Raw genomic sequence first — 21,058 nt, forward strand, 5'->3', positions numbered from 1 at the left:
ACTTATATGCCGGTATTAGCCTTTATTGTTTTTCATCAGAACTTCCAGGAGTTTTGATGTTTCTTTTGTCATAACCTCGTACATCTCACTTTGAAATTCAAACAGTTTTAAACTTTCTACCAGGGAATTGTGGAATATCCTGAATTGATCTGACTGAAGATTCTGATCATAAGGTTTTGAACCGGTGATCTCTTTATTCGATAAACCGTTTAAGTTCAGCAGATCGAAAGTCTTTTTTATTTCCTGCTCGTAGAGGGCCACATCTTCAATTGTGGAAGTTTCATAATACAAATATTGATCGTGTATATTTTTAAGCTGTAGTATAGCGGCTCTCTTGTGTTCGGGGAACAGAGCAAGGTTCCCGGTGGTGATCAGATCCTGAATGGTATAGGCATTTGTGTAGAAGATCCTTTTTGAGACATTCAGGGTCTCTATTTTCTGGTTCAGAAGTTCCGGGTCCGAACTTGTCGAGTTGTAATAATCGATATAGTCGTAAATCAGTTTCTTTTTTAAATTACCCGTGCTATCGAGCGATCTTAGCTTTGACAAATCGATCCTAAGTTCGCCGATAAGTCTTTTTTCATATGCTTGCTGTTGAGCTACCTCTTTCCTGTTTTCATTCCAGTTATTGACCTGAATAGCTATTAAGATGCCGATAACGACAAGAAAGATCTCACCAACGGCGTAAATAAGGTATTTTGTGATTTTGTTTTCAGATAATAGCTTTGATCGTATTTTTCTAAAGAATGTTGCCATTTTGCAATAGTTTTATATAAAAGCTAACGACCTGGTAAATGGCTCGTCGCGGGATCTTCAGGAAATATTCTATTATAATTTAAAGATAGTAAATTGACCGGAATTCCGTTTATCCCATATCATTGTTTGACCTGTCTTTTATTTCCCGGGCTGAAAACTTTTATGGTTCCAGGCTGGCTCTTATCAGCTCTTCCAGTTTTTTATCGCTTGGCCTGGGGGCATCCTCGTTTATTATTTTTCCAGCCTTGTCAAAAAGCAGGTAACGCGGAATTGTCTTAACCTCATAGTTCTTATAAAGATTGGATTTTTCCCAGTTGGCAATGATATAACTGTGTTCTTCATTGGCCAGCTTTTCCATTTTTGAAGCCCTTTCCCAGGCAGCATAATCTTTATCGATCGAAATTTCAATGATCTGCAATTCGTCTGTTCCGAATTTCGATTTCAGATCTTTCAGATATGGCATCTCTCTCCGACAGGGAGAGCACCAACTTGCCCAGAAATCAATAAGAACTACCTTGTCTTTGTGATGTGCCAGGATCTCATCGAAAGTAAACTCGCTGTCACTCACCAGATTTGTCAGGATACCGATATTTCTGTTGGACCGGTTTAGCTTCTTTTTGTTTGAATTAAGACCGGATAAAACAGCAGCCCATTTATCTTTGATCTCTGTATTTGTGTTGATGGAATTAAACTTGTTGAGATAGCCTTCAAATTTGTTTTTCTCTACAAAAAAGATGCTTCTCAGGTAAGAGTCCAGAACAGCCAGTTTACTATCTTCCTCTAAAAGTGTTTTGTTTTCCGCGATAAAATCGAACTGAACAGAATTCGGAACTCTCTTTTGCTGTCTGAAATACTCATAAAGAACCACAGCTCTCAAATAACCGATATATGCTTTATTCTTTAGCTGTGTTTTATCATTTAAGCTTAATCCCAGACTTTGGATATCCAACTTTTCGTTTTTGTTGTTAGCTTCCCTCACCTTAGCTGTTGCCAGCTTTATTTGCTGATTTAAGCGGGCGCCGGTGTAAAAGTCGCTGGATATTTCCTTTCTGTTTTTTAGGCTGTCCAGGAGCTCCAGGGAATTATCGTATATTTTTTCAGGATCCCAGCCGGCGGGTGAAAAGCTTTCGGAAGAACTAAATTCAATAGCCTTATTACTGATGTTTTTCCGGTAAAGCAAATAATCAAAATTGAGCTCGGCCCATGATCTTTCGCCATTGGTGATTTTAAACAGGGGATAATCTATTTGTCTTGATGGGCTGATTTGCAGTTTTTCTACATCGATAAGCATGCTATCTCCTTTTTGAAGCTCTACTTCATAATAGAACAAAGTAAAAGGGTCACCGCCTACAATTTTTACCGGGCTTTCCGTTGGGATCGCGGTAAAGGTCTTTTTGTGCTCTTTTCCCAGATAGATCATATCGGGTTTATCCTGCATCTCATTGACAAAAAGGTTGGTGAAAAATGATTGCAGGCTGTCATTTACGCCAATTACCACCTCATTATTCTTCTTTGGCTTTTCTTTTTTTGCAATGGGCAGGTCGGGAGTACTTTCTTTTTTGTTTTCCTCTTTGCAGTTAGAAAGGACAAGCAATAATAATAGCGGGAAGAGTTTTTTCATTGGTTTGTATAATGATGTTTAATTTTTTGTAATTATAGCTTCATCCCCTGTATCCAATATTTTTTCTCCTTATCTCAAATTCTTCACAACAATAAATTTCCTGGACAAAACTATCAGCTTTATTTAATTTAAAGAACTCAAGTTTGTTTTTAACTTTAACATATTCTTTCTTCTGATTTTTGAAGCACAGCATATCTCCAAATATCGTTTTCCCATAAGGGCTATAATCCGAATAGTTACATCCAAAACAGTTGTTAAATCTGTATCTGGGCGCTATTTGTTTTTGAATTTCATTTGCCGCGTCTTCAAAATCATAATCTACTGCAACAAATTTTTTGCCAAACATGTTCAAATTTAAAGACACTTGAAGGTCTTCAATCATACCGTTTCCTATATTTTTTCCTATTTGGACCTTCATTTCAAGCTCTTTCTGAAGAACTTCCTTTGTTTCAACATCCCTCAGGAATAATGGAAAATAAACAGTTATACTGCAATCACATAATTCATAAACAAATCCCTGACCAGAAGAAATCTTATTTAATGAAAACCGTTCTAATTCAGCTTTTGAATAACTATCATAATCTAATAATTCAAAGTCATCAAAAGAAGTACCTTCAAATCTAAATGAACCAAGTTCAAAACTCAGGTATTTAAAATCGTTTTTTATAACAATTTGTGATAAGCCAAATTTGTTTTCGAAAACCCCATTGTAGGAAACTTGATTTTTCATTTTCAAATGGTTATCTGCAAATTTACAGATGCCTGTTTTTAAGTGATTCGTACTTTATTTTTTCAATTCCATATGTAAAATAGGATATGGTTTTCCCAGAGAGTCCAGTTCGGAGCGCTTTATTGTTTCAAAGCCGTAGTGATGATAGAAGCCTACTGCCTGTTCATTCTGCTCATTGACATCTACCTTATTTACCTCCATGTTTTTAATGGAATAATCCAATAAGGACCTCCCGATTCCCTGTCCGCGATAATCAGGATGTATAAAAAGCATTTCCAGGTTCTGATCGGCTACCCCAAGAAAGCCCATAATTTCTCCTGCCTTATTTCTTATACACCTTAATTCAACAGCATCCAGATATTTATTCAGGATAAGGGGTTTAAAATATTCAATATCCCCTTCCTGTAAAAAATCATGAGTAGCCCGAACCGAAGCTTCCCAGACATCTACTACCTGCGGGTATTCGGTTTTATTGATCGTATCTATTTGGTGATTCATTGTTTTAGTGAGTTGTTTAAAACTATACAATTCCCGTTACAAAAGAAAATACTTCTTAAACTTTGGAGTTTAGATAATTGTAAGTGTCAGCTTTTTATTTCGTTTATCAGATCTATTGTTTCCTTTATAAAATCAGTTTTTCCTAATACGTAAGCTCCCCGGTCATTTTGGAATTCGGAAGCTAATTGAAGTTTTAATTCTTCGTATTGCCTGGCTCTTTCTCTGTTGCTCTTTAGATAATCCCGAAAGTATATTTGATCCCACATAACATTTTCTTTGGGGCACATATGTATGTGATAGATCTGCTCCTTTTTGCCTTCCAGATTATAACCTTTTCCAAAAGACATATACGCATCTATATTTTCCCGCTCAGGGACCTTGAAGTAAGAATATCCCAAATCTTCGAATGGCTTGATAACACTTTTACTAAATAATAACTCCTTGGGGATCTCTATCATGATATCGATATATGGTTTGGACCTGATTCCCGGGATAGAAGAACTTCCAAAGTGTTCAATTCTTAAAATAATTTCCTTCTCTACATTAGAAATAATCCTGGTTTTCTCCTTTTCATATATGCCTGTCCAATCAGGATTATGTTCTACCAGCTTAATCGGAAACAACTTATTCCATTCTTCTCTGGTAAGGTCTTTTAAAGTTCGTTTCATAATTAATTTTACTATTATGTTTTGCTGCTATTACTCCCCGTCAGTTTTTGGCTTTTTAGCAAGGAATTTTTTAGCCTTTAAAACAAACTCTTCCTTATTTTCACCTTCATGGGCACCGTGGGAAACATCGGGTAGGATCCAGATATCGGAATTACTAAGGTTCTTCTTTAATCTGGCAACTTCGTCGAAATCCATCCCTTCATCATCATCGCCCATCATGATCAAAACCTCCGCCTGTATTTGCTGAATCTCTTTATCGCTTAGATATACCACATAATTCTGGAACTGATGCAATATCCCTCTGATATGCGCATCACTTGCATGCAGTTCTTTTAACCAGGGAAAGTCATCCAGGTTCTCATAGGTATAGGTTTCCAGGTAATGGGGGAAGTCATTGACATTCCATGTTCCGACTGCTCCAATGGTTACCATGGATTCTATCAGGGCAGGATTGATCAATGCCAGCTGATAAAGGACATCCCCGCCAAAACTAAATCCAATAGCTTTGACCTTCTCCAGTTTTAAATACTGAATTAAAAAGTTAAGGTCTTCGGCAACAGCTTTTATAGATAAGTCTTCTTTAAAAACTTCCGATCTCCCGTGCCCGGTCAGATCGATCAGATATACTTCGTATTCCTTTTCAAAATCGGAGACATAGGACTTCCAGGACTTCGATGACATACTGTAGCCATGAAGCAGGAGTAAAGATTCTCCTTTTCCGTATACTTCGTAATAGATCTTTTTTCCGTTCACCAGGGCAGATTCCGATTTTTTAGGCGCCTGGGAGAAAATATTAGTTGACATAAAAATTAAAATTATTAAAAAGGTATTTTTTTCATTTTGGTTGTATCGATATTTATTTCTTCGCCCCTTCATAGACTTCCAGGCATTCATTTAAGCTCCGGCCTTCCGTATGGATGCATTCGCAAAAATTGAGTCCGGCCGTTTCATTTTCAGTGCCGATAAACTGCTTCTGGCATTCAGACTGAGAGTTTCTGGGCATTACCTCATGTCCGTAAATAAAAAAGAGAATAACAGCACCAAAAGTGGCTGCAACTCCTGTAAAGAAGAGAAAGGGGAATTTATTACTGTATTTTTCAGGCTTCCCGAGGAGAACAGGCTCGGAAAACTTTTTAAAGGGTAAGATGAATTTTACCCGGTCGTAGTTCCAGAGGAGAATATACAGATTGGCAAGCACCATTAAAGGCGAAGTAACAATAGAGCCGTCAAAACGAACTGCAAATGAAAGAATACAGATATTCAGGATAATTGGAAGATATAACATGGCTCCCAGGACCACCGTTCTGGGGATCAATAAAAGAATGGCCGCACCAAGCTGAGCAATTCCGATAAAGGTGTAATAATAGGATGTATCATGCAGAGCTTCCAGATAATGACCCATCGGGTGATTGGCAGACAGGCCGCTCGCAAAGCGTTCGCCTATAATTTTGGTCAGGCCGGAAGGAATAAAACCGAGTGCCAGTGCAAACCGACAGAAAATGGAAAAGTACCAAAGCCATCTGTTTTGCCTGGCTTGTGAGTGGATCTGATCAAGCTTGGATGAAATACTCATATTATTGGTTTGTTTTAGCCGTTTGCCTTTTTGATGATGAATTGTGTTAGCGGATTATCTTCCTGCCCTAATTTATGAACTATCTGGTAATGATTAAGCTGTTCGTATTCATAGTATTCTAAAGGAGCCTTTGAGTTGTTTTGAGTGTATAAACTCCTGGATTGCTCAATAAAAAAATCGGTTTCTGCCGCCCCTACACTTAAGAGGACAGGACATTGCAGAACAGATAGATCCTTGTTTGAAACGCTGAACGCATCCACATCCTTTTCAGATAAATTCAATACTTCGTTTAAATAGCTATTTCTAATAGGATCTAAATCGAAGATACCACTTAAACTGCAAATTCCACGAATACCGGTTCTCAATCCCTCATTCATTAAATAAGCCATTAAAGCCAGATGCCCGCCAGCAGAGTGACCCGAAAGGACCATGGCGTTGGGATCTCCGTTGTATCGTACCGCTTCTTTTCGAATCCAGTTTATAGCGCTTGTTATATCGCTCAGAAGCGTTTCCATGTCCACAGTTGGGATAAGCCTGTAGTTAACAATGCAGACAGTAATATTGCTCTTTACGAAGGGCTCTGCTACAAAACTATAACTTTTTTTGTCTAATGCCCGCCAGTATCCTCCGTGTATAAATACGTGGATGGGAGAATCGCTGACATTGGACGGGAAGATATCCATTGTTTGCAATGCAGCTTTTCCATAGTGCCGATCTAAATGATTGCGGTAGCTTTTTTTGACCCTAACGGATTCATTCTCATTAAAGTCCAGAAATTCCTGAAAATCCGGATGGCGTGATCGAAGTTTTAACTGGTTATCAGGGGTCATCATTTTTTAGCGGATTGGTAATGGTTTTAGGTGTGATTATTTTGTAAGATAATAAAGATTCTGAAATAGAATATACTACCTTAAAAAATTGATCCTGGGAATATATACCACATCTTTTTCATTACTGATCCTAAGTGTGTTTATCGATATGTAAAGTAAATTTATAAAATACATTACTCCAATAATGCGAAGAGTGAAGCTGATGCTCAGATCCTCTATAAAGCCGGTTTTTGTAAACAGAAACAGCAAAAAAGGAATAAAAAAGAGCATTATTGTCCAGCTTATCTCAAAATTGATCAGATCCCTTCCCAGCTTGTTGATGTTCTTTATTTTACCTTTCCTCGATGTCCATAAAATAAAAGGCACTAAGATCCCGAGTAGTGGGAAAAACAGAAAAGTCAGAGCGGATAAATTCAGGAAAACCAGATATTTTTTATCCTCTTTTATTGCCCAGTCGATCAGCTCATCAGGATTTACGTTCAATGCATCTGATAACCGTTTTAAGGTATCTCCGCTTGGCCTGGTCTGATTATTTTCAACCCTTTGGATTGTTCGCAGGCTCAAGCCTGACTCCTCGGAGAGTGCTTCCTGAGACATTCCTTTCCGGATTCTTAACTCTTTTAATCTTACGGCCAGATTATTGTTATCCATTTGTTCCAAATATAATTATACGGTTACGGGTTTTCTGTTTTTCATCACTGCCAGCGTTATTGAGCCTATTAAAAAGCCCGGGATGATCTGAACGAGGGCTCCGTAAATCACCTGATTCAACAGTGCCTGTGTCCAATGATCAAAATAAAGACCGTAGTGAGTTCCGATTTCCCACCTGGTATCGATCCACCAAAAAACAAAGACCGGAAATCTCGAAACCGGTGAAAATATGATCAAACTCAAAAGCAGTATCAGGTATGATCGTTTTTCCCTGTATAATTGAACTCCCCAATAAACCGCAAATGCCAAAGTTAGCCAGAGAAGTCCGATAATGAAAATGACATTTTCGGGAAATCCTGCAAGTTCCAGAAAAAAGCGGATTGGAGTGACGAAGAAGGAAACAATAATTGCTTTTTTAGCAAGACCAAAAGCGTGTTTATATATTTTCCCCCGGCTTGATGATTTTTCTTCTGTTTTATCCAATGTACAGGTGTTTTAATTGTTTGAAACAAATGTACACCGGGCTCCGGACATTGATGACGTCATGTGGGTGACAATTTTATGACATCTGCGCCAGGGATGATAGAAACTGATAAATAAGCCCTCTTTTGCTGCTGTGGAAAGTACTAAGGAGTTAGTTTTGTTAGCAGTAATTTTATTTTGGCTCCAGGCTCATTACATAATCGTAACTCTCATCCAGGAGTTTTGCCACATTGTCTGCATCTTCCATCATCTCATTAGTGATCAAAATATACCCCTGCATTACAGAATTATAGGATTTATAGATCGTGGTGTTATACTCTTCCATATATTTTTTCTGCACTTCTTTTGAAAACCGTATCCCTATCTCACCGGCTTTATTGAATAGTGAAAACATATATCCGTTGGCTGAAGTAAAAGGCATGGTTTTTCCCTTGCGTTCAAAACGCGGGCATTTGGACACCAATTCGTCGTATACTTTTAGTTGCTCTTTCCACATAATTGTTGTTTTATTATTATTCTACTCCCTGGCCGAACTGAAGCAAATATCCATTACAATCGGTAATGGCAAATTCCCTCATACCATAATCAAAGGTCTCGATCGGATACGAAATATCAACTTTGTCTTTTAACTCTTTCCAAAGGTCATCAACCGGATTAGTAAAGATGTAAATACTACCGGTCATGACCGGTTTTTGATCCTTACCTTGCCCAAAACGACCAGAGAACATTATAGAAATATCATCCCGCTCAACACGGGCCCAGTCGTCATTCATACGCGATTCGCATTTGAATCCCAATACACTCTCGTAATACTTAATAGTATGGTCCATGTCGTCTACCTGAAGCATTGGGGATAATCCTTTTAGTCCCATGTTATTATTGATTTTATATTATTTGCTATTGCGCCTGTTTAAGGTTGATGATCAGATCTGTATTTCTGCCAAATGTCTTTTCGTATAAGGCTTTTGTCCTAATCCGTTCGATATTCATAACCAATACAATCGATGCTATAATTTTCCTCATATCGTATTTCCAAATTACTGCCAGGGGTTAACAGAAGAGCAGCAGCGGGCAATATGCACTTGCTTTCAGATAACAAGATACTTAATTAAACACAAAAACGGCCCGGGCAGGCACCCAAGCCGTTACTGTTTTTATAGATTACAGAGCGTTCTGTTTAATTCGGGGAATGTAAACCGATCCTGTTCCCTTCCGTATCCAGAAACATGGCAAAGTTGCCGTTTTCTTCATCGATCAGGGTTTTGGGAACCTCAATTTTTCCGCCGTTAAGCTCCACCTTATCCAGGATAGGTTGAAGATCATCTCCTCCATTAAGATATATAATTACCCCGTCGGCTGAGGGTTGATAGCCGTCTCCCTTAACGATCACTCCCGAAACCATCTGACCTTCGGATGGGAATATCCCCATTTTTGTACCTTGCATATCGATCTCTTCAATTTTAATGTCTAAAATTGTTTGATAAAACCCGACGGCTCTTGAAAATTCTATGGCGGGTATTTCAAAAATGGAAATAAAACTTTTCATATCATTGGTTGTTTGCTGTTCGGTTGAGTTAAGTTTTTGTGTTTCTGGATTAACTTTATTCGGCTTGTTGCAAGCCATAAAACTAAAGGCAAGCAGTGTGGAAGCAGTTAATAGTATTCTTTTCATTTCCTCCGGTTTAAATTGACAATACAAAATTAAATTACCGGTGAGGGGTGAAATTGTAAAAATGCGACACTTCCGGTCTATTTGTAGAAAAGGGAGGAAAGGGTCATATTTTCATTATCCAAAAATTCTTTCGGATTAATTCCTGTAAACTCCTTAAAATCTTTGATAAAATGTGCCTGATCGTAATATTCGCTTTCATAAGCAATATTGGTCAGGTTTTCTGTCTTTTTGTTGAGTAGCATTTTTAGGGCGCTTTGTAATCGGATCACCTTACCCAACTGCTTTGGACTAATACCAATTTGCTTGGTAAACTTTCTTTCGAGTTGCCTTCTTTTGGATAAGTCTTCTTTGAGAATTGTATTTATCGATGCACTTCCTTTGGTAAGCAACAGGGCATCGATGGTTGTTTTTACAATATTGTCAATAGTTGTTTTATCATTCAGTTTAGCTAAAAGAAAACTTTCTATGATCTCTATTCGCTGACTGGTATCTGCTGCCTGAATTATTTTTTGCTCCAGCGCTTTGGTAGTTTTTTCTCCGAACAATAATTCTATAGGTGTTTCCTTATCGGCCAGGCTCTTAATAGGTATAGTTACAAAATTGGCAAAGCCGTAAGGGTAAAAGCGAATGGCAAATGTATTGACATATCCTGTAGGTTGGATATAAAAAGGCTCTGTAATTTGCCCGAGTACCATGGAACGGGGTTGCAGGATAAATTCATCTTCGGAAGTGAAACGTTTTATATCATCGCCCAGAATAAAGGCCATCTCAATACATCCATCCGGAATGATCCGTTGTTTTTGTGAATCATTTTCGGCGGGAACTTCTAAAATCCAGTAACAATTGACAAGCGATGCCAGATCCGGATGAGGTTGAAATGTCTGATAGTTCATTTATTATGGTTCTTTAACAGTTAGACTCTACGCCCTGCGTAGTGCGCAGCAACTGGTTTAAAGATATAATATTAATCTGTGATTGCCGGAAGTATGTATTCTCTAAGGATGTCTCTTGCCTGATTTCCTTTTCCGTTTTTGATACGGGCCCAAATGGAAAATCCTCGAGGGTTATACCGACAATAAAGGCAGTCTCAGCCTAATTGATGCTGTCTAACGGCTTAACTCATCTTTAATTAACTTCATTACATTATTAACCTGATTTTGTGCATACTTATAATTTTTAATATGCCGGTCGGTTTCATTAAGGGTGTATGCGCAATAATTCTTAATCTCAATGCCATAGAAGTAATCGGGATCTGTTGTCCTTAATTCTGTCATATCAACCTTTGAGATCAGCATGGGGAAATAATTCTCATCCAGGGCCTGGAGAAAGTTGATCTGCATATTATCGATCGATTCATACATTTGGAGCAATCGCATCAGTTCTCTTTTGGTTTGTTCAGAATCGATCAGTTTAAGATCGCCGCTTTGCAGCAGGGAAGTCAGGGTGAAATTGTCCGGTTTGAAGAAATCATAACTTCCGATCTCCAGGATATGACTTAATACACTGTCTATAGGGGCGGTTCGCTTAATTAGTTCCAGGGATCTATACAGAGTTTCACTCTTAATTTCATTGTTTTTAATATTGTTGACCAGCTTTAGACTATCGGTTTTCAGGTCATTTTTTATATCAGTCAGATAGGCTATTTTCTGCTTCCTGTTTTTAATCGTATCTGCTAAATTGTTAAACCAGAACGCAATGGTAATCCCTATAATTACGATCAGAAGTTCTATAAAATAGTTAGCCCAGCGTCGTTTTGTTTTCTTTTTCATATCCTGTGCATTCTAATTTGATCCCTTTACCTGACTCAGGTCATAACGTTTATAGAATTCATGCTGTTTTTCTAAAAGATCCAGATACGATTTGCCTTTTATGTAATCGCTGTTATCACCAAAAAGAATAATGATACCTTCCAAAGGCTCATCATAAGGATTGTACAAAACATGCTTTACGTAGGGGCCTATAAAAACACTCATCCCGGGTTTTAGCTCCACTTTATCGTCTCCCAGCTCGGCACGGCCTTTCCCTTTGGTAATAATAAACAGATTAGGTACCTGCCCTTTATCGAGTCCGCGTTCGGCATTTGCTGCCTGTTCGGGTCCGATACTGAACCATCCGATCCTTTTATCTTTCATAGTGTACAATCCAACGTGATCCACACCATGAGTGGGAAGGGATCCGTCTCTGTTAAAGTAGGTGATCTCGACAGCATCTTTTTTCCAGAAATGCTCCATGACCTCATAGGCCAGTGCATCCTCTCCAATGTCACTTCTATGACCCTCCATATCGCGTATATTTAAACCTACGATATCCGATCCGTACGATTTAGCTGAAGCGGAGGCAGCGGTCCATACTTTGTTGTAGATATTGAGCAGAACCTTTTTATCGGCAAAATGAAAGTACCATGTCAGGGAATCCGGCTTGCCTTTTTTTAGAGTTACCTCATGCGGCCCGAAGTTATGAAAGGTATATTGTTTGTTTTTACCGACGAGATAAGCCGATTGTTTTCTTTTAGAGCTTACGTGCCACCAATCATCACCTATCCTGATACCAAAACTTACACTATGGGCCATATGATCTGTTTTATAGGATTCTACAAAACTCTGCAGAATATCATGAGTGCTTTCATTTTGAGCTTTAACCCCGGAAAGACAGATCAGGCTAAAAAGGGAACAAAACAGTATAGTTTTTAGCTTTAAAGAAGTTATAGTTTTCATTGTAATTATGATTTTAGATTAAGGAAATTTTAAAATTGTTTTCAATAAAATAAGCTCATAATTTTCTCCTGAGAGCCATGTAAACAGGCAATTGTGGTGAAAATCTATAATTTGTGGTGAAATCAGAACCTAGCCAAAATTCTTTAGGTCGCGAAGGGTTTTTAAAACGGAATTTTTATAGGATTTTGAAACAGGAATTACCGTATTCGACGGGTCAAGGAACAGGCTCATTTCCTGATTTGACCCCTTAATGGCATTTACATGAAGCAAGTTTATCATATAGGACCTGTGGCACCTTTTAATTGCATCAGAATTGATAGAATCTACCAAACTGTGAAGGGAAGAACGTATTAAAAAGGTTTTTAACTGGTCTTGTTCGAGGAAATGGAGTTCCACATAATTATCCTGAGCTTTTCCGTAAAGAAAATTAGAAGCGGCCAGGGTGATCTGATCCTTACTGCCCTGCCCCTTAAAACTGATAAGTTGCCCGGAACCGACAAACTCCTCTTTTGTGGTTAGAATATGCTCTATTTTATGCTGTAACAGGCGATACTGAAAAAAGAAAAATGTGCCTATTATTGGAAAGATCAATACAGCAGAAGTATTGACCAAAAAACCCAGGTAACTCTGTACTGAAAAATCATGCCAGTTCCCCAGAATGTTATAAAGAAAAAAAGTTACGGTGCTTAGTAATAAAAGGGTCCAGATGCTCCAGAGTATAATTCCTTTACGATCTACAGTCCTGAGAAAAAAGGAACGCAAAACAAATTCATTAAAAACAGAAAATATAAAAACCGCGATCCCAAACTTTGAGATCTCAAATAAAAAAGCCAGGGTATATTCATGGTTCGGGTTGTAATTATCGATACCAAAAGGAAGAAAAAAAACGAGAAACAAATAAAAAAACACAGCTATGCTAATACATAAGCTGAGTTTATATTTTGAAGAGTTGTAAAAAGAAAAATCGTTTTGGTTCATTGCATTTTACCTGATCTTTTAAAAGGTAGAGGTGTTTTATGCAACTAATTTAGCGAATACAAACTCAAATGGAAAATCTTTCAGACGGATCAACAGTTAGTTGGCCCCCGGACAATCTCAATAAACCGGATACATAATTCACTCTACTTTTAACAAGGAACCTATCTGACCATCTTTATTGATCACCACCTGGTTTTTAGGATCCAGCAGAGGATATCCGTCAACCATAAACTGATACGAATAGTTACCGGGCTCCAGCTGTATGGTAGTCGTCCAGACCCCATTTTTCTTAAGTAGGGGAGTACTGGAGGAACTCCAGTTATTAAAAGACCCGATAACAGAAACCGATGAAGCCCACAGATAATCACTAAACACAAAGGTTACATTCCCCGTAAGTTTATCGGAAGTCAACAGGTGGATCGTATTTAAGATATCCTTGTTTTCAGGATCTATGGTTAAAGCTTTTTTATAATACTCAATGCCTTCTTCCTTATATCCATGCCGTATGCAATGGGCAGCATAGCTTTTTTGAGCCCTGAACGATTTCGGATAAGCCAGGGCAATAGCTTTTAGCAAGCTTTTTTCTTCAGCAAATTTTTTTCTCCATTTTAATTGCATCGCAACAAAACTCAACTGCCCTTCATTTATAAGCGATGTGTTTATTTGGGTACTATTCGGAAAAAAGAACGCTTTAGCACCCTCTTCATAACCGTTCTTTAATATTGATAGCATTAGTTTTTCATCGGCACGGGTTCTCATACTGTTTTTAAGCATATCGAATTCCGGAATAGTGTCTTTAAACAGATAGTCAACCAGTTTGGGAAGAATACGAAGCCCTTTGTAACTGTTGACAAAGAAGACCATTCCTTCATTTTTATCAGGATATATCATGGCAAAAGCTTTAAAAGTACCGTTATCTCCCCACTGCCATAAATACTTTCTCCTCGGCGACTTTTGTATTCCCCAGCCCAATCCCCAGGATAAGGAATTACTTATTTCAATTTGTGGCTTCTCCATTTGCCTGTAAGTGCTTCTTTTGAGCCCTTTTCTTTGAAGAATGGCCATCATTAATTTTGCATAATCCGTAGCCGTTGTCTGCAAAGAAGAAGCAACCACAGGTTTTTCGGGACGCCAATTGGGTTTGGAAGATCCCGTATAATCATGAGGAGAGGCGAAGTTTGTTTTAAAACGGTCCTCCCATGTAAAACCGGAATGATCCATGCCCAAAGGCTTAAATACCAGGTCTTTCATAAACTCATTTACCGGCTTTTGCAGAATATGTTCAATCACTCTGGCCAGGTACACATAACCTTCTCCCGAATATTGGAATTTAGTTCCCGGATCGTGCATCAACTTAAGTTTTCCTCTTCTCCAGTTAGGTAATCCACCGGAATGGCTTAAGATCATTCGGGCGGTAATTTGTTTATGCCTCTCATCATCTTCCAGATCCTTATTTTTCAGGTATCCATATAAGGGTTTATCCAGGTCTATTTTCCCTTGCTCTACCAGTTTCATAACGGCATATGCAAAAGCAGGTTTGCTTAAGGATGCGGCACCAAATACCGTATTGAGCTTTACAGGAGTTTTAGTGTCGTTGGATGTGACCCCGTGATGACTCAGATCTACTTTCCCGTCTTTTATCACAGCGATAGACATGCCGGGAATAGAATATTCTTCCAGTAAATTATCGTAAAAACCGGTATTGTTAGTTTGCGGAAAAACAGAGATCGCTGCCAGAAAAAAGAAAGAAAAGAAAGATGCTTTTTTGGGAGAAACAGAAGTTAAAATCATAGTGTAAAAGTTTTTTTTCAAAGATGATCAAATAAGCTCTTAGAAACAGGAAATCCCTGTGGTAACAATTCCCAATGGAAGAATTGGGACTATTTGTCGAATTGTTTTTTATAGCTGAGGGGAGTTAAACCGGTTTCTTTTTTAAAAACCCTGTAAAAGCTGCTCTTGGAACTAAAACCGCATAAACTGCCAATCCCGATAATGGAGTACTTTTCCAGTTCTTTCGATCTTAAATTTTCCCTGGCCTCGTTTACCCGGTGTTTATTGATCAGATCGTAAAAAGAGACATTCAGGAAATTATTTAAAAAATGTGAGAGAGTTTTTTCTGAAGTACCCAGTTTTTCAGCAAGATCACTTAGGGTCAGATTTGGGATAAGATAGGGTTTATCAGTTTCCAACAAGGACCTCAGTTTTTCATTCAGTTTGTTAAAGTCCTCCGAAGCACCGGACAGCTGTTCTTTATCCTGAGTCAGGAATTCCGGAATGAACAGGGTGATCTGCCTGATCCCGTAATAAGCCAGATAGAACATAGAAACGATAAGTAAGATCACCGTGATATATCCGTCCCACTCAACCCTATAATTAAACAGGAACTCACTTAGCGTAAAAATAAAGTCGATGACGATCACGCCGAAAAAGGTAAACAGGAAAATATTCAGCCATAAAAAATGTCGCTGACCCAGGTGAGAATAAAGATGCTTGAGTTTCTTTTGAACCTTGTGGAGCAAAGCCAGGGAGAGGATAAAGTACAAAACCCCGTAAGAATCTTTAAATAAGGTGATCATAGTCAGATTGGCACGCTTAACATAGTTAAAAACATCCGGATCTGTGAATAGATTGATCAGGTTGGGGAGGGTGAAAAAAACAAAATAAATAATGGTGGGAATAAAATGCCAGATATTTTTCCTGAAAAAAGAACGCTCGTAAAAGAAGATCGATTTTACATAGAGAAAAACCAATACCGGTAAAAACATCTGAGAAATGTTGATAAAGGGGTAATTGAGAGAGGAGAGGAGTTTCAGCTCGTTTAAATTTCCGTAAAAATGAAGAAAAACGGCAAGTATAAATACCCAAAAGGAAATTAATATCCTCTGCGGAAGCTCATTTTTTTTGGTTCTGATCAGGCTGAAAATGATAAAGCCACAAAGAACAACCCCAACAATTAAAACAAAACTGATCAAATGCTTCATAACAGAAGGTAATAATTAGAAATCATCATTAAAGAGCAGTGATACAACATTTTGTTACAGTTTAATAAAAAACTAAAAAATCTCAGAGAGATTGTTATAAATATTATTTCTCCTCTCAGAGATACTTCTGCAGGTTCCTTTTAAAATAATTAGCGCTGAATGCAGCACTTTTTAATGAGTTTTCAGTATAGTTGCCTCCCTGTTCTATATAGTAGAATTGAAGCCCCGAAACTGTAGGGTCGGGCATAATCTTATGGTAATTGATAGAACCATTTCCTAATTCCGTATAATCCCTGGATTCTTTATGCATATCCTTAATATGCCACATAACGAAGCGCCCCGGCTGTTTTGCTATTATTTCGGCAGGAGTTGAATTCGAGGAATGCATCACCCAGTACATATCCAGTTGAAGTTTTACCAGCGAAGCATCGGTCTCTTTCATCACTATATCATAGCCGGTTGTTCCGTTCAGATCGTCAAAATCAAATCCGTGATTATGGTAGGCCAAGGTGAGTCCGGCTTCGGAAATTTGTTCACCTATCAGGTTCAGCTTTGATGCGGTGCGTTTAAACCCGTCAACCGTCCTTTGATCCGGATCAAGCCACGGCCAGGTTATATATTTACTGCCAAGAGTTAAGGCACCTTCGATACATTTTTCCGTATAGTGTTTAATTTTATCATCCGACTGAAATAAATAGTCCGAAAAGGCGTAATGCCCGCTACTGATACTTAGCCCGAGATCGTCCAGAATGCGTTTGAATTCTGAGGCTTTAAAACCGTAATAGGTTCCTTTTTCCGCATCGAATCCGTAATGTTCAAAATCTTCGTAGCCCATTTTCTTCAGGGCTTTTAAGGTGGCAACCGGATCTTTTGCCATTTCATCCCTGATAGAAAAAAGCTGATAGCCCAGTTTAAATTTAGGGGAGGAGGTAAAAGATAAGAATGAAAGTGGTAAACAGCTTTGTGCTCCGACTGTTCCGCTTATTTTAATAAAGTCCCTTCGAGTCATATTAGAGGTTGTTTAACGCTAGTCTGAGCCTGTCCTTTTGTAAGCTTAGCTCTTAAAGTTAACAAATAGAAAACGAATGGGAAGAGTTCTTTAGGTTATATAAAGAACAGATAATTACAGGATGTTTTCCGCTCAGATAATTTCTTTAAGATCTTTAAAACTATCAATTATGTAGTTTGGCCTTTGTTTTTCTAATTCTTCTCTTGTATTGTTTCCATAGGTAACACCACATGTATCCACATGGGCTCTTTGCCCCATTTCGATATCAAAAACGGTATCACCAACTACCAAACATTCATTTGGTGAGTAGTTATATCTGTTCATTATTAGATTGACAATGTCGGGTGCAGGTTTTTTATTTTTTGCGTCTTCTTCACCGCCGACGAATGAAAAAATATCATAGATGTTTTGTCTTTTAAGGATCCTGACTAAAGCTTCTTTTCCTTTGCTTGACGCAACTGCCAGGTTTATTCCTTTTTGATGAAAATCTAATAATGTGTCTTTAACATTGTCAAAAAGAGAAATAGTATCCAGGACAATTTCATTGTAATGTTTGCGATAAACCAAAGTTGCTTCCTGAATTGAACTGTCATCGAGTAAAAGAGCTTTTTCGAAAGTGGTTTTTAAAGGTAAGCCGATCAGACTCTCGATTAGTTTTTCATCAAAGTCCCTGATGTTAAAACTATTGGCTACAAACCTCATTGTTTGCAGGATACTTTCTTTGGTATCGGCCAATGTGCCATCAAAATCTAAAATAAGAGTTCTGTATTTCATTTTTACAAATAGCGTAGAACGATGAGTGGCTAATTTAATAAATAAAACTACGGATGATTACTGATCGACATGCATAGTCCTGTAGTATGTCGCTTTAGTTAATATTTTTATTATTCATAAAACGTTAATTGCTTATTTTATGCATTACTATCGCTAAACATTATTTTAAAGTTACCTTGACAGAGTACTCCTTTTAATTACGTCTTTCTTCTCTTTGCCTTTTAAAGAGATAAGTGACTTCAATTCCGATCCCTATACTTAACTCGTTAAAATCATTCACCTTATAATATTTCATAAACCCATATATATTTCTGTATTGCCTCTTTATTTCTGCATGATACTCGCTTAGGTTTTTATATACAGAAGTCTTAGCAGAAACAGACATATAAAAAGGCGGCCCGATCCATGCCTTCAAACCTAGTGTTACTCCGTAAGAATCTATGATTTTTTCGGTGCTCATAAAATCAATCGAACTAAAACCAACAATTGTGCTTATTCCATGAAAATTTAAACTTGCTTCTATTGAGTATGCTGATAGATCTATATTATTATTAAAATCCAGGTTGCGATAAGAGGTATTAATATCAGCGTTAAAGCCACAACTCACAAATAGATGATGTAAATTGAGATGTACATTTAAAAACCGATTGTCCCTCAAATTTGTTTGATAACTGATCTCACTTTTTAAAGTAGGAAGGTTAAAAAAATCGGGAAAAGTAAAAATGAATTGTCCACCAAGCGGATTATTTACAACTCCGCTATTTAAATAGAACCCTATGTGTTGCTTATCAAACCAATGTATAGTACAGTCCTCTTTTAATAAGATTTCCAGTTTTCGTTCAGCTCCAATTTTATAATTTACCGTTTGAAATCCTAAATATGAAATGGTCAAAATATTTAATGAATCAGGAACCGTGATTTTAAAATTTCCATCAAAATCTGTTTGAACCCCTATTTTGGTTCCCTTGACAAGCACAATAGCTCCTGGAATCGGTGTTTTATCACTTTTGACCTTAACTGTTCCATAATATTCTTTTGATTGACTGAAAGTAATACCTGTTATCATTAACACTATTAGAAGTAGAATTTTTCTCAAAATAGATTGGTTTTAAAGTTACCCGAAACTAGGTTCAATCTGAATTTTAAAAAAACTACATTGAGTGAAGTATGGATTTAAATGAGTAAAGAAGATCTTATACGTTTGAATTCTTTTGTGTACAATTCTTAAGCAAAAACAGATTCCTTCTTATCTAATATTGAAACCCTCGTTTTATTCAGTTCTATTTTTTAGATATTCTGAAGGTTGTCCACTCCAACCACATCTGATACATTCTTCATCGTCAAATTCATGCTTGCAATAGGAATATAAAGCTCTTTAATATTCATTTTCCATCGTTTTGTCGATCCAGTCTATGAAGTTTGTCCAATTATAATTTGGGTCTGATTCGATGTCGTTCGAGTTATGGTCAAAAATCACGACGGGAAATTCAGGTTCGGGACTACGATTATCAAAACACCAAAAATCACCATTATCATATCTGAATGGTGTTAGGTGCTCAGGAAATTTTAGATCGGAATAATCTTTTAGGATTTCCTCTAAATTCAGATTTGGCCCTAGTTCCTTATTCGCCCAGCCAAATCCATCAAAGGAAAAATCACCTAAGGGAACCTCACTACAATATTTCAATTGAAAGTCAATAAATGATTTCGGGAATTTACAATTGTATTTTTTGATCAAATCATTTAGATCCGATTCATTCGGTTTTGGTAAATGATCTGGGAATGCAGGTTCTCGTTCAGAATATTTTGCTTTTATATCTTCAAATGTCATTTTTTAGATTACGGTTAGAGTTTGATATTCCAATGAGTTCTGATAAATGATTAAGACTGATTGTGTACTGCTGCTGTTGATAATTTTTTGCTTATAAGTGTATATATAACTAACCCAATACCTATAACGCTCATGGCAATCATTCCGATTTTGAGTGCAAGTATTGGTTTGGAATAAAGCTCCTCGCTAAACAACCCTACCAGAAAAGAAAAAAGACGGGTAGGAACAAATGCTAAACTAACAATTATTGCCAGGTATTTTGGATTGGTATATTGAGTGAGAATTGAATGGATTATTGGTGCAATATGAATTTCCGAAATACTTAAAAATAACAATGATATCATATAGATAATTAAATGTTGCTCAGAAGGTGTTTCCGGAATCAAAAAGAGTATTCCATAAGAAACAGCCCCAAAAAGAAAGCCAATTGTCAGCTTTACGAATTGATTGTTATAAAAATAAGACCAAAGGATAATCGCAATAATACTTACCGGGATGGTAAAGGCTGAGTCTAATGCAGACAAAACACTTTGTGAAATATTCAATGTTGAATATTCACTAAACTTCTCTTGCAGGTCAAAATACCTGGCATAAGACACTTCGTATAAGGCCCAAAACAATGCAACAAGAACAAAAGCGATTGAGATCTTTATTATTCTTTGACCAATACCAATATGGTTCTCTGTTTCCGGTATTTTATCTTTATCCTTTGATAATAAAGGGAAAATGAGGGAAAGTAACATTAACACTCCCGCGATCATGAACCCTATATTCCAACCAAACATCTGACCGAGATATCCAATCAAAAAAACACCTAAAAAACTTCCAATATTTACGGCTAAGTAAAATATAGTAAATCCGGAATCTAAAAGTTTAGTCTTATTTAAGTAGAGTTTTCCAAAGTGAGAAATTATGTTCGGGGTATAGAACCCTGTACCTAAAACCACAAGTGCAATTCCAAGATATAATCCGGCTGTTGATGGGATACATAAACAGAAAGTTCCCATTGCCTGTAAAATACCACCTATGAGTATTGATTTCTTATTTCCAATGACCAAATCGCCCAGTAAAGCGCCCAGGATCTGTGAAAAAACAATTGAAGCCATAAACCAACCATAAACTTTTAAAGCTTCTCCTGTAGACATTTTTAAGCTTTCTCCAATCATATAGAGAACAATCAGGGAGCGTAATCCGTAGTATGAAGCTCTTTCAAATAACCTTGAAGATGAGTATAGAAAAGTATATTTATTGTGAGATTGATTTACGATTCTTTCCATATTGTTTTATTA

At 37.3% G+C, this 21,058-nt stretch carries 24 protein-coding genes; all 24 read right to left on the reverse strand.

The window, feature by feature from the left end; genetic code table 11:
- Nucleotides 1-15: 15 nt before the first annotated feature.
- Complete coding sequence (locus GWK08_RS16530; protein ID WP_163608361.1) at nt 16-756, reverse strand: DUF6090 family protein; 741 nt, start codon at nt 754-756, stop codon at nt 16-18.
- 160 nt (nt 757-916) lie between these two features.
- Nucleotides 917-2,377: a TlpA family protein disulfide reductase gene (locus GWK08_RS16535; RefSeq protein WP_163608362.1), complete on the reverse strand. Its 1,461-nt coding sequence runs from the start codon at nt 2,375-2,377 to the stop codon at nt 917-919.
- A 40-nt stretch (nt 2,378-2,417) separates the two neighbouring features.
- Nucleotides 2,418-3,107 carry a DUF6304 family protein gene (locus GWK08_RS16540; protein WP_163608363.1) on the reverse strand — a complete coding sequence of 230 codons (690 nt, stop codon included), beginning with the start codon at nt 3,105-3,107 and terminating at the stop codon, nt 2,418-2,420.
- Nucleotides 3,108-3,161: 54 nt separating this feature from the next.
- Nucleotides 3,162-3,605 (reverse strand): GNAT family N-acetyltransferase, encoded by a 444-nt coding sequence (locus GWK08_RS16545; RefSeq protein ID WP_163608364.1) that lies wholly within the window; start codon nt 3,603-3,605, stop codon nt 3,162-3,164.
- Nucleotides 3,606-3,691: 86 nt separating this feature from the next.
- Nucleotides 3,692-4,273 carry a GrpB family protein gene (locus GWK08_RS16550; protein WP_163608365.1) on the reverse strand — a complete coding sequence of 194 codons (582 nt, stop codon included), beginning with the start codon at nt 4,271-4,273 and terminating at the stop codon, nt 3,692-3,694.
- 30 nt (nt 4,274-4,303) lie between these two features.
- Entirely contained in the window at nt 4,304-5,077 is a 774-nt protein-coding gene (locus GWK08_RS16555; RefSeq protein WP_163608366.1) for an alpha/beta fold hydrolase, read from the reverse strand.
- A gap of 52 nt (nt 5,078-5,129) precedes the next feature.
- The gene (locus tag GWK08_RS16560; protein WP_163608367.1) at nt 5,130-5,846 is read right to left on the reverse strand and encodes a DoxX family protein; all 717 of its coding nucleotides are present in this window, start codon (nt 5,844-5,846) and stop codon (nt 5,130-5,132) included.
- Between the two features lie 14 nt (nt 5,847-5,860).
- Nucleotides 5,861-6,679: an alpha/beta hydrolase gene (locus GWK08_RS16565; protein ID WP_163608368.1), complete on the reverse strand. Its 819-nt coding sequence runs from the start codon at nt 6,677-6,679 to the stop codon at nt 5,861-5,863.
- A gap of 72 nt (nt 6,680-6,751) precedes the next feature.
- Nucleotides 6,752-7,327, reverse strand: a complete 576-nt coding sequence (locus tag GWK08_RS16570) for a helix-turn-helix domain-containing protein (RefSeq protein ID WP_163608369.1) — start codon at nt 7,325-7,327, stop codon at nt 6,752-6,754.
- Nucleotides 7,328-7,342: 15 nt separating this feature from the next.
- Nucleotides 7,343-7,810, reverse strand: a complete 468-nt coding sequence (locus GWK08_RS16575; protein WP_163608370.1) for a hypothetical protein — start codon at nt 7,808-7,810, stop codon at nt 7,343-7,345.
- Between the two features lie 172 nt (nt 7,811-7,982).
- Nucleotides 7,983-8,306: a hypothetical protein gene (locus GWK08_RS16580; protein WP_163608371.1), complete on the reverse strand. Its 324-nt coding sequence runs from the start codon at nt 8,304-8,306 to the stop codon at nt 7,983-7,985.
- Between the two features lie 16 nt (nt 8,307-8,322).
- Nucleotides 8,323-8,682, reverse strand: coding sequence for a VOC family protein (locus GWK08_RS16585; protein WP_163608372.1), 360 nt, complete (start codon nt 8,680-8,682; stop codon nt 8,323-8,325).
- A 305-nt stretch (nt 8,683-8,987) separates the two neighbouring features.
- Nucleotides 8,988-9,482 (reverse strand): VOC family protein, encoded by a 495-nt coding sequence (locus tag GWK08_RS16590; RefSeq protein ID WP_239524946.1) that lies wholly within the window; start codon nt 9,480-9,482, stop codon nt 8,988-8,990.
- Between the two features lie 77 nt (nt 9,483-9,559).
- A complete protein-coding gene (locus GWK08_RS16595) occupies nt 9,560-10,375 on the reverse strand; it encodes an AraC family transcriptional regulator (protein WP_163608373.1) in 816 nt (271 codons plus the stop codon).
- Between the two features lie 213 nt (nt 10,376-10,588).
- Nucleotides 10,589-11,251 carry a DUF6090 family protein gene (locus GWK08_RS16600; protein ID WP_163608374.1) on the reverse strand — a complete coding sequence of 221 codons (663 nt, stop codon included), beginning with the start codon at nt 11,249-11,251 and terminating at the stop codon, nt 10,589-10,591.
- Between the two features lie 12 nt (nt 11,252-11,263).
- A complete protein-coding gene (locus tag GWK08_RS16605) occupies nt 11,264-12,196 on the reverse strand; it encodes a cupin domain-containing protein (protein WP_163608375.1) in 933 nt (310 codons plus the stop codon).
- A 129-nt stretch (nt 12,197-12,325) separates the two neighbouring features.
- Entirely contained in the window at nt 12,326-13,093 is a 768-nt protein-coding gene (locus tag GWK08_RS16610) for a LytTR family DNA-binding domain-containing protein (protein WP_163608376.1), read from the reverse strand.
- Nucleotides 13,094-13,312: 219 nt separating this feature from the next.
- Nucleotides 13,313-14,965, reverse strand: a complete 1,653-nt coding sequence (locus GWK08_RS16615) for a serine hydrolase (RefSeq protein WP_163608377.1) — start codon at nt 14,963-14,965, stop codon at nt 13,313-13,315.
- A gap of 89 nt (nt 14,966-15,054) precedes the next feature.
- Complete coding sequence (locus GWK08_RS16620; RefSeq protein ID WP_163608378.1) at nt 15,055-16,155, reverse strand: helix-turn-helix domain-containing protein; 1,101 nt, start codon at nt 16,153-16,155, stop codon at nt 15,055-15,057.
- Between the two features lie 115 nt (nt 16,156-16,270).
- Nucleotides 16,271-17,164, reverse strand: coding sequence for a sugar phosphate isomerase/epimerase family protein (locus GWK08_RS16625; RefSeq protein ID WP_163608379.1), 894 nt, complete (start codon nt 17,162-17,164; stop codon nt 16,271-16,273).
- Between the two features lie 132 nt (nt 17,165-17,296).
- On the reverse strand, nt 17,297-17,938 hold the full coding sequence (locus GWK08_RS16630; RefSeq protein ID WP_163608380.1) for an HAD family hydrolase: 642 nt from the start codon (nt 17,936-17,938) through the stop codon (nt 17,297-17,299).
- Between the two features lie 193 nt (nt 17,939-18,131).
- A complete protein-coding gene (locus GWK08_RS16635) occupies nt 18,132-19,004 on the reverse strand; it encodes a carboxypeptidase-like regulatory domain-containing protein (protein ID WP_204336090.1) in 873 nt (290 codons plus the stop codon).
- A 309-nt stretch (nt 19,005-19,313) separates the two neighbouring features.
- Nucleotides 19,314-19,769, reverse strand: coding sequence for an SMI1/KNR4 family protein (locus GWK08_RS16640; protein WP_163608382.1), 456 nt, complete (start codon nt 19,767-19,769; stop codon nt 19,314-19,316).
- Between the two features lie 50 nt (nt 19,770-19,819).
- A complete protein-coding gene (locus tag GWK08_RS16645; protein WP_163608383.1) occupies nt 19,820-21,046 on the reverse strand; it encodes a POT-type proton-dependent oligopeptide transporter in 1,227 nt (408 codons plus the stop codon).
- Nucleotides 21,047-21,058: the final 12 nt, after the last annotated feature.

Origin of the sequence: Leptobacterium flavescens, from assembly GCF_010671605.1 — a bacterium.
Classification (GTDB): Bacteria; Bacteroidota; Bacteroidia; order Flavobacteriales; family Flavobacteriaceae; genus Leptobacterium; species Leptobacterium flavescens.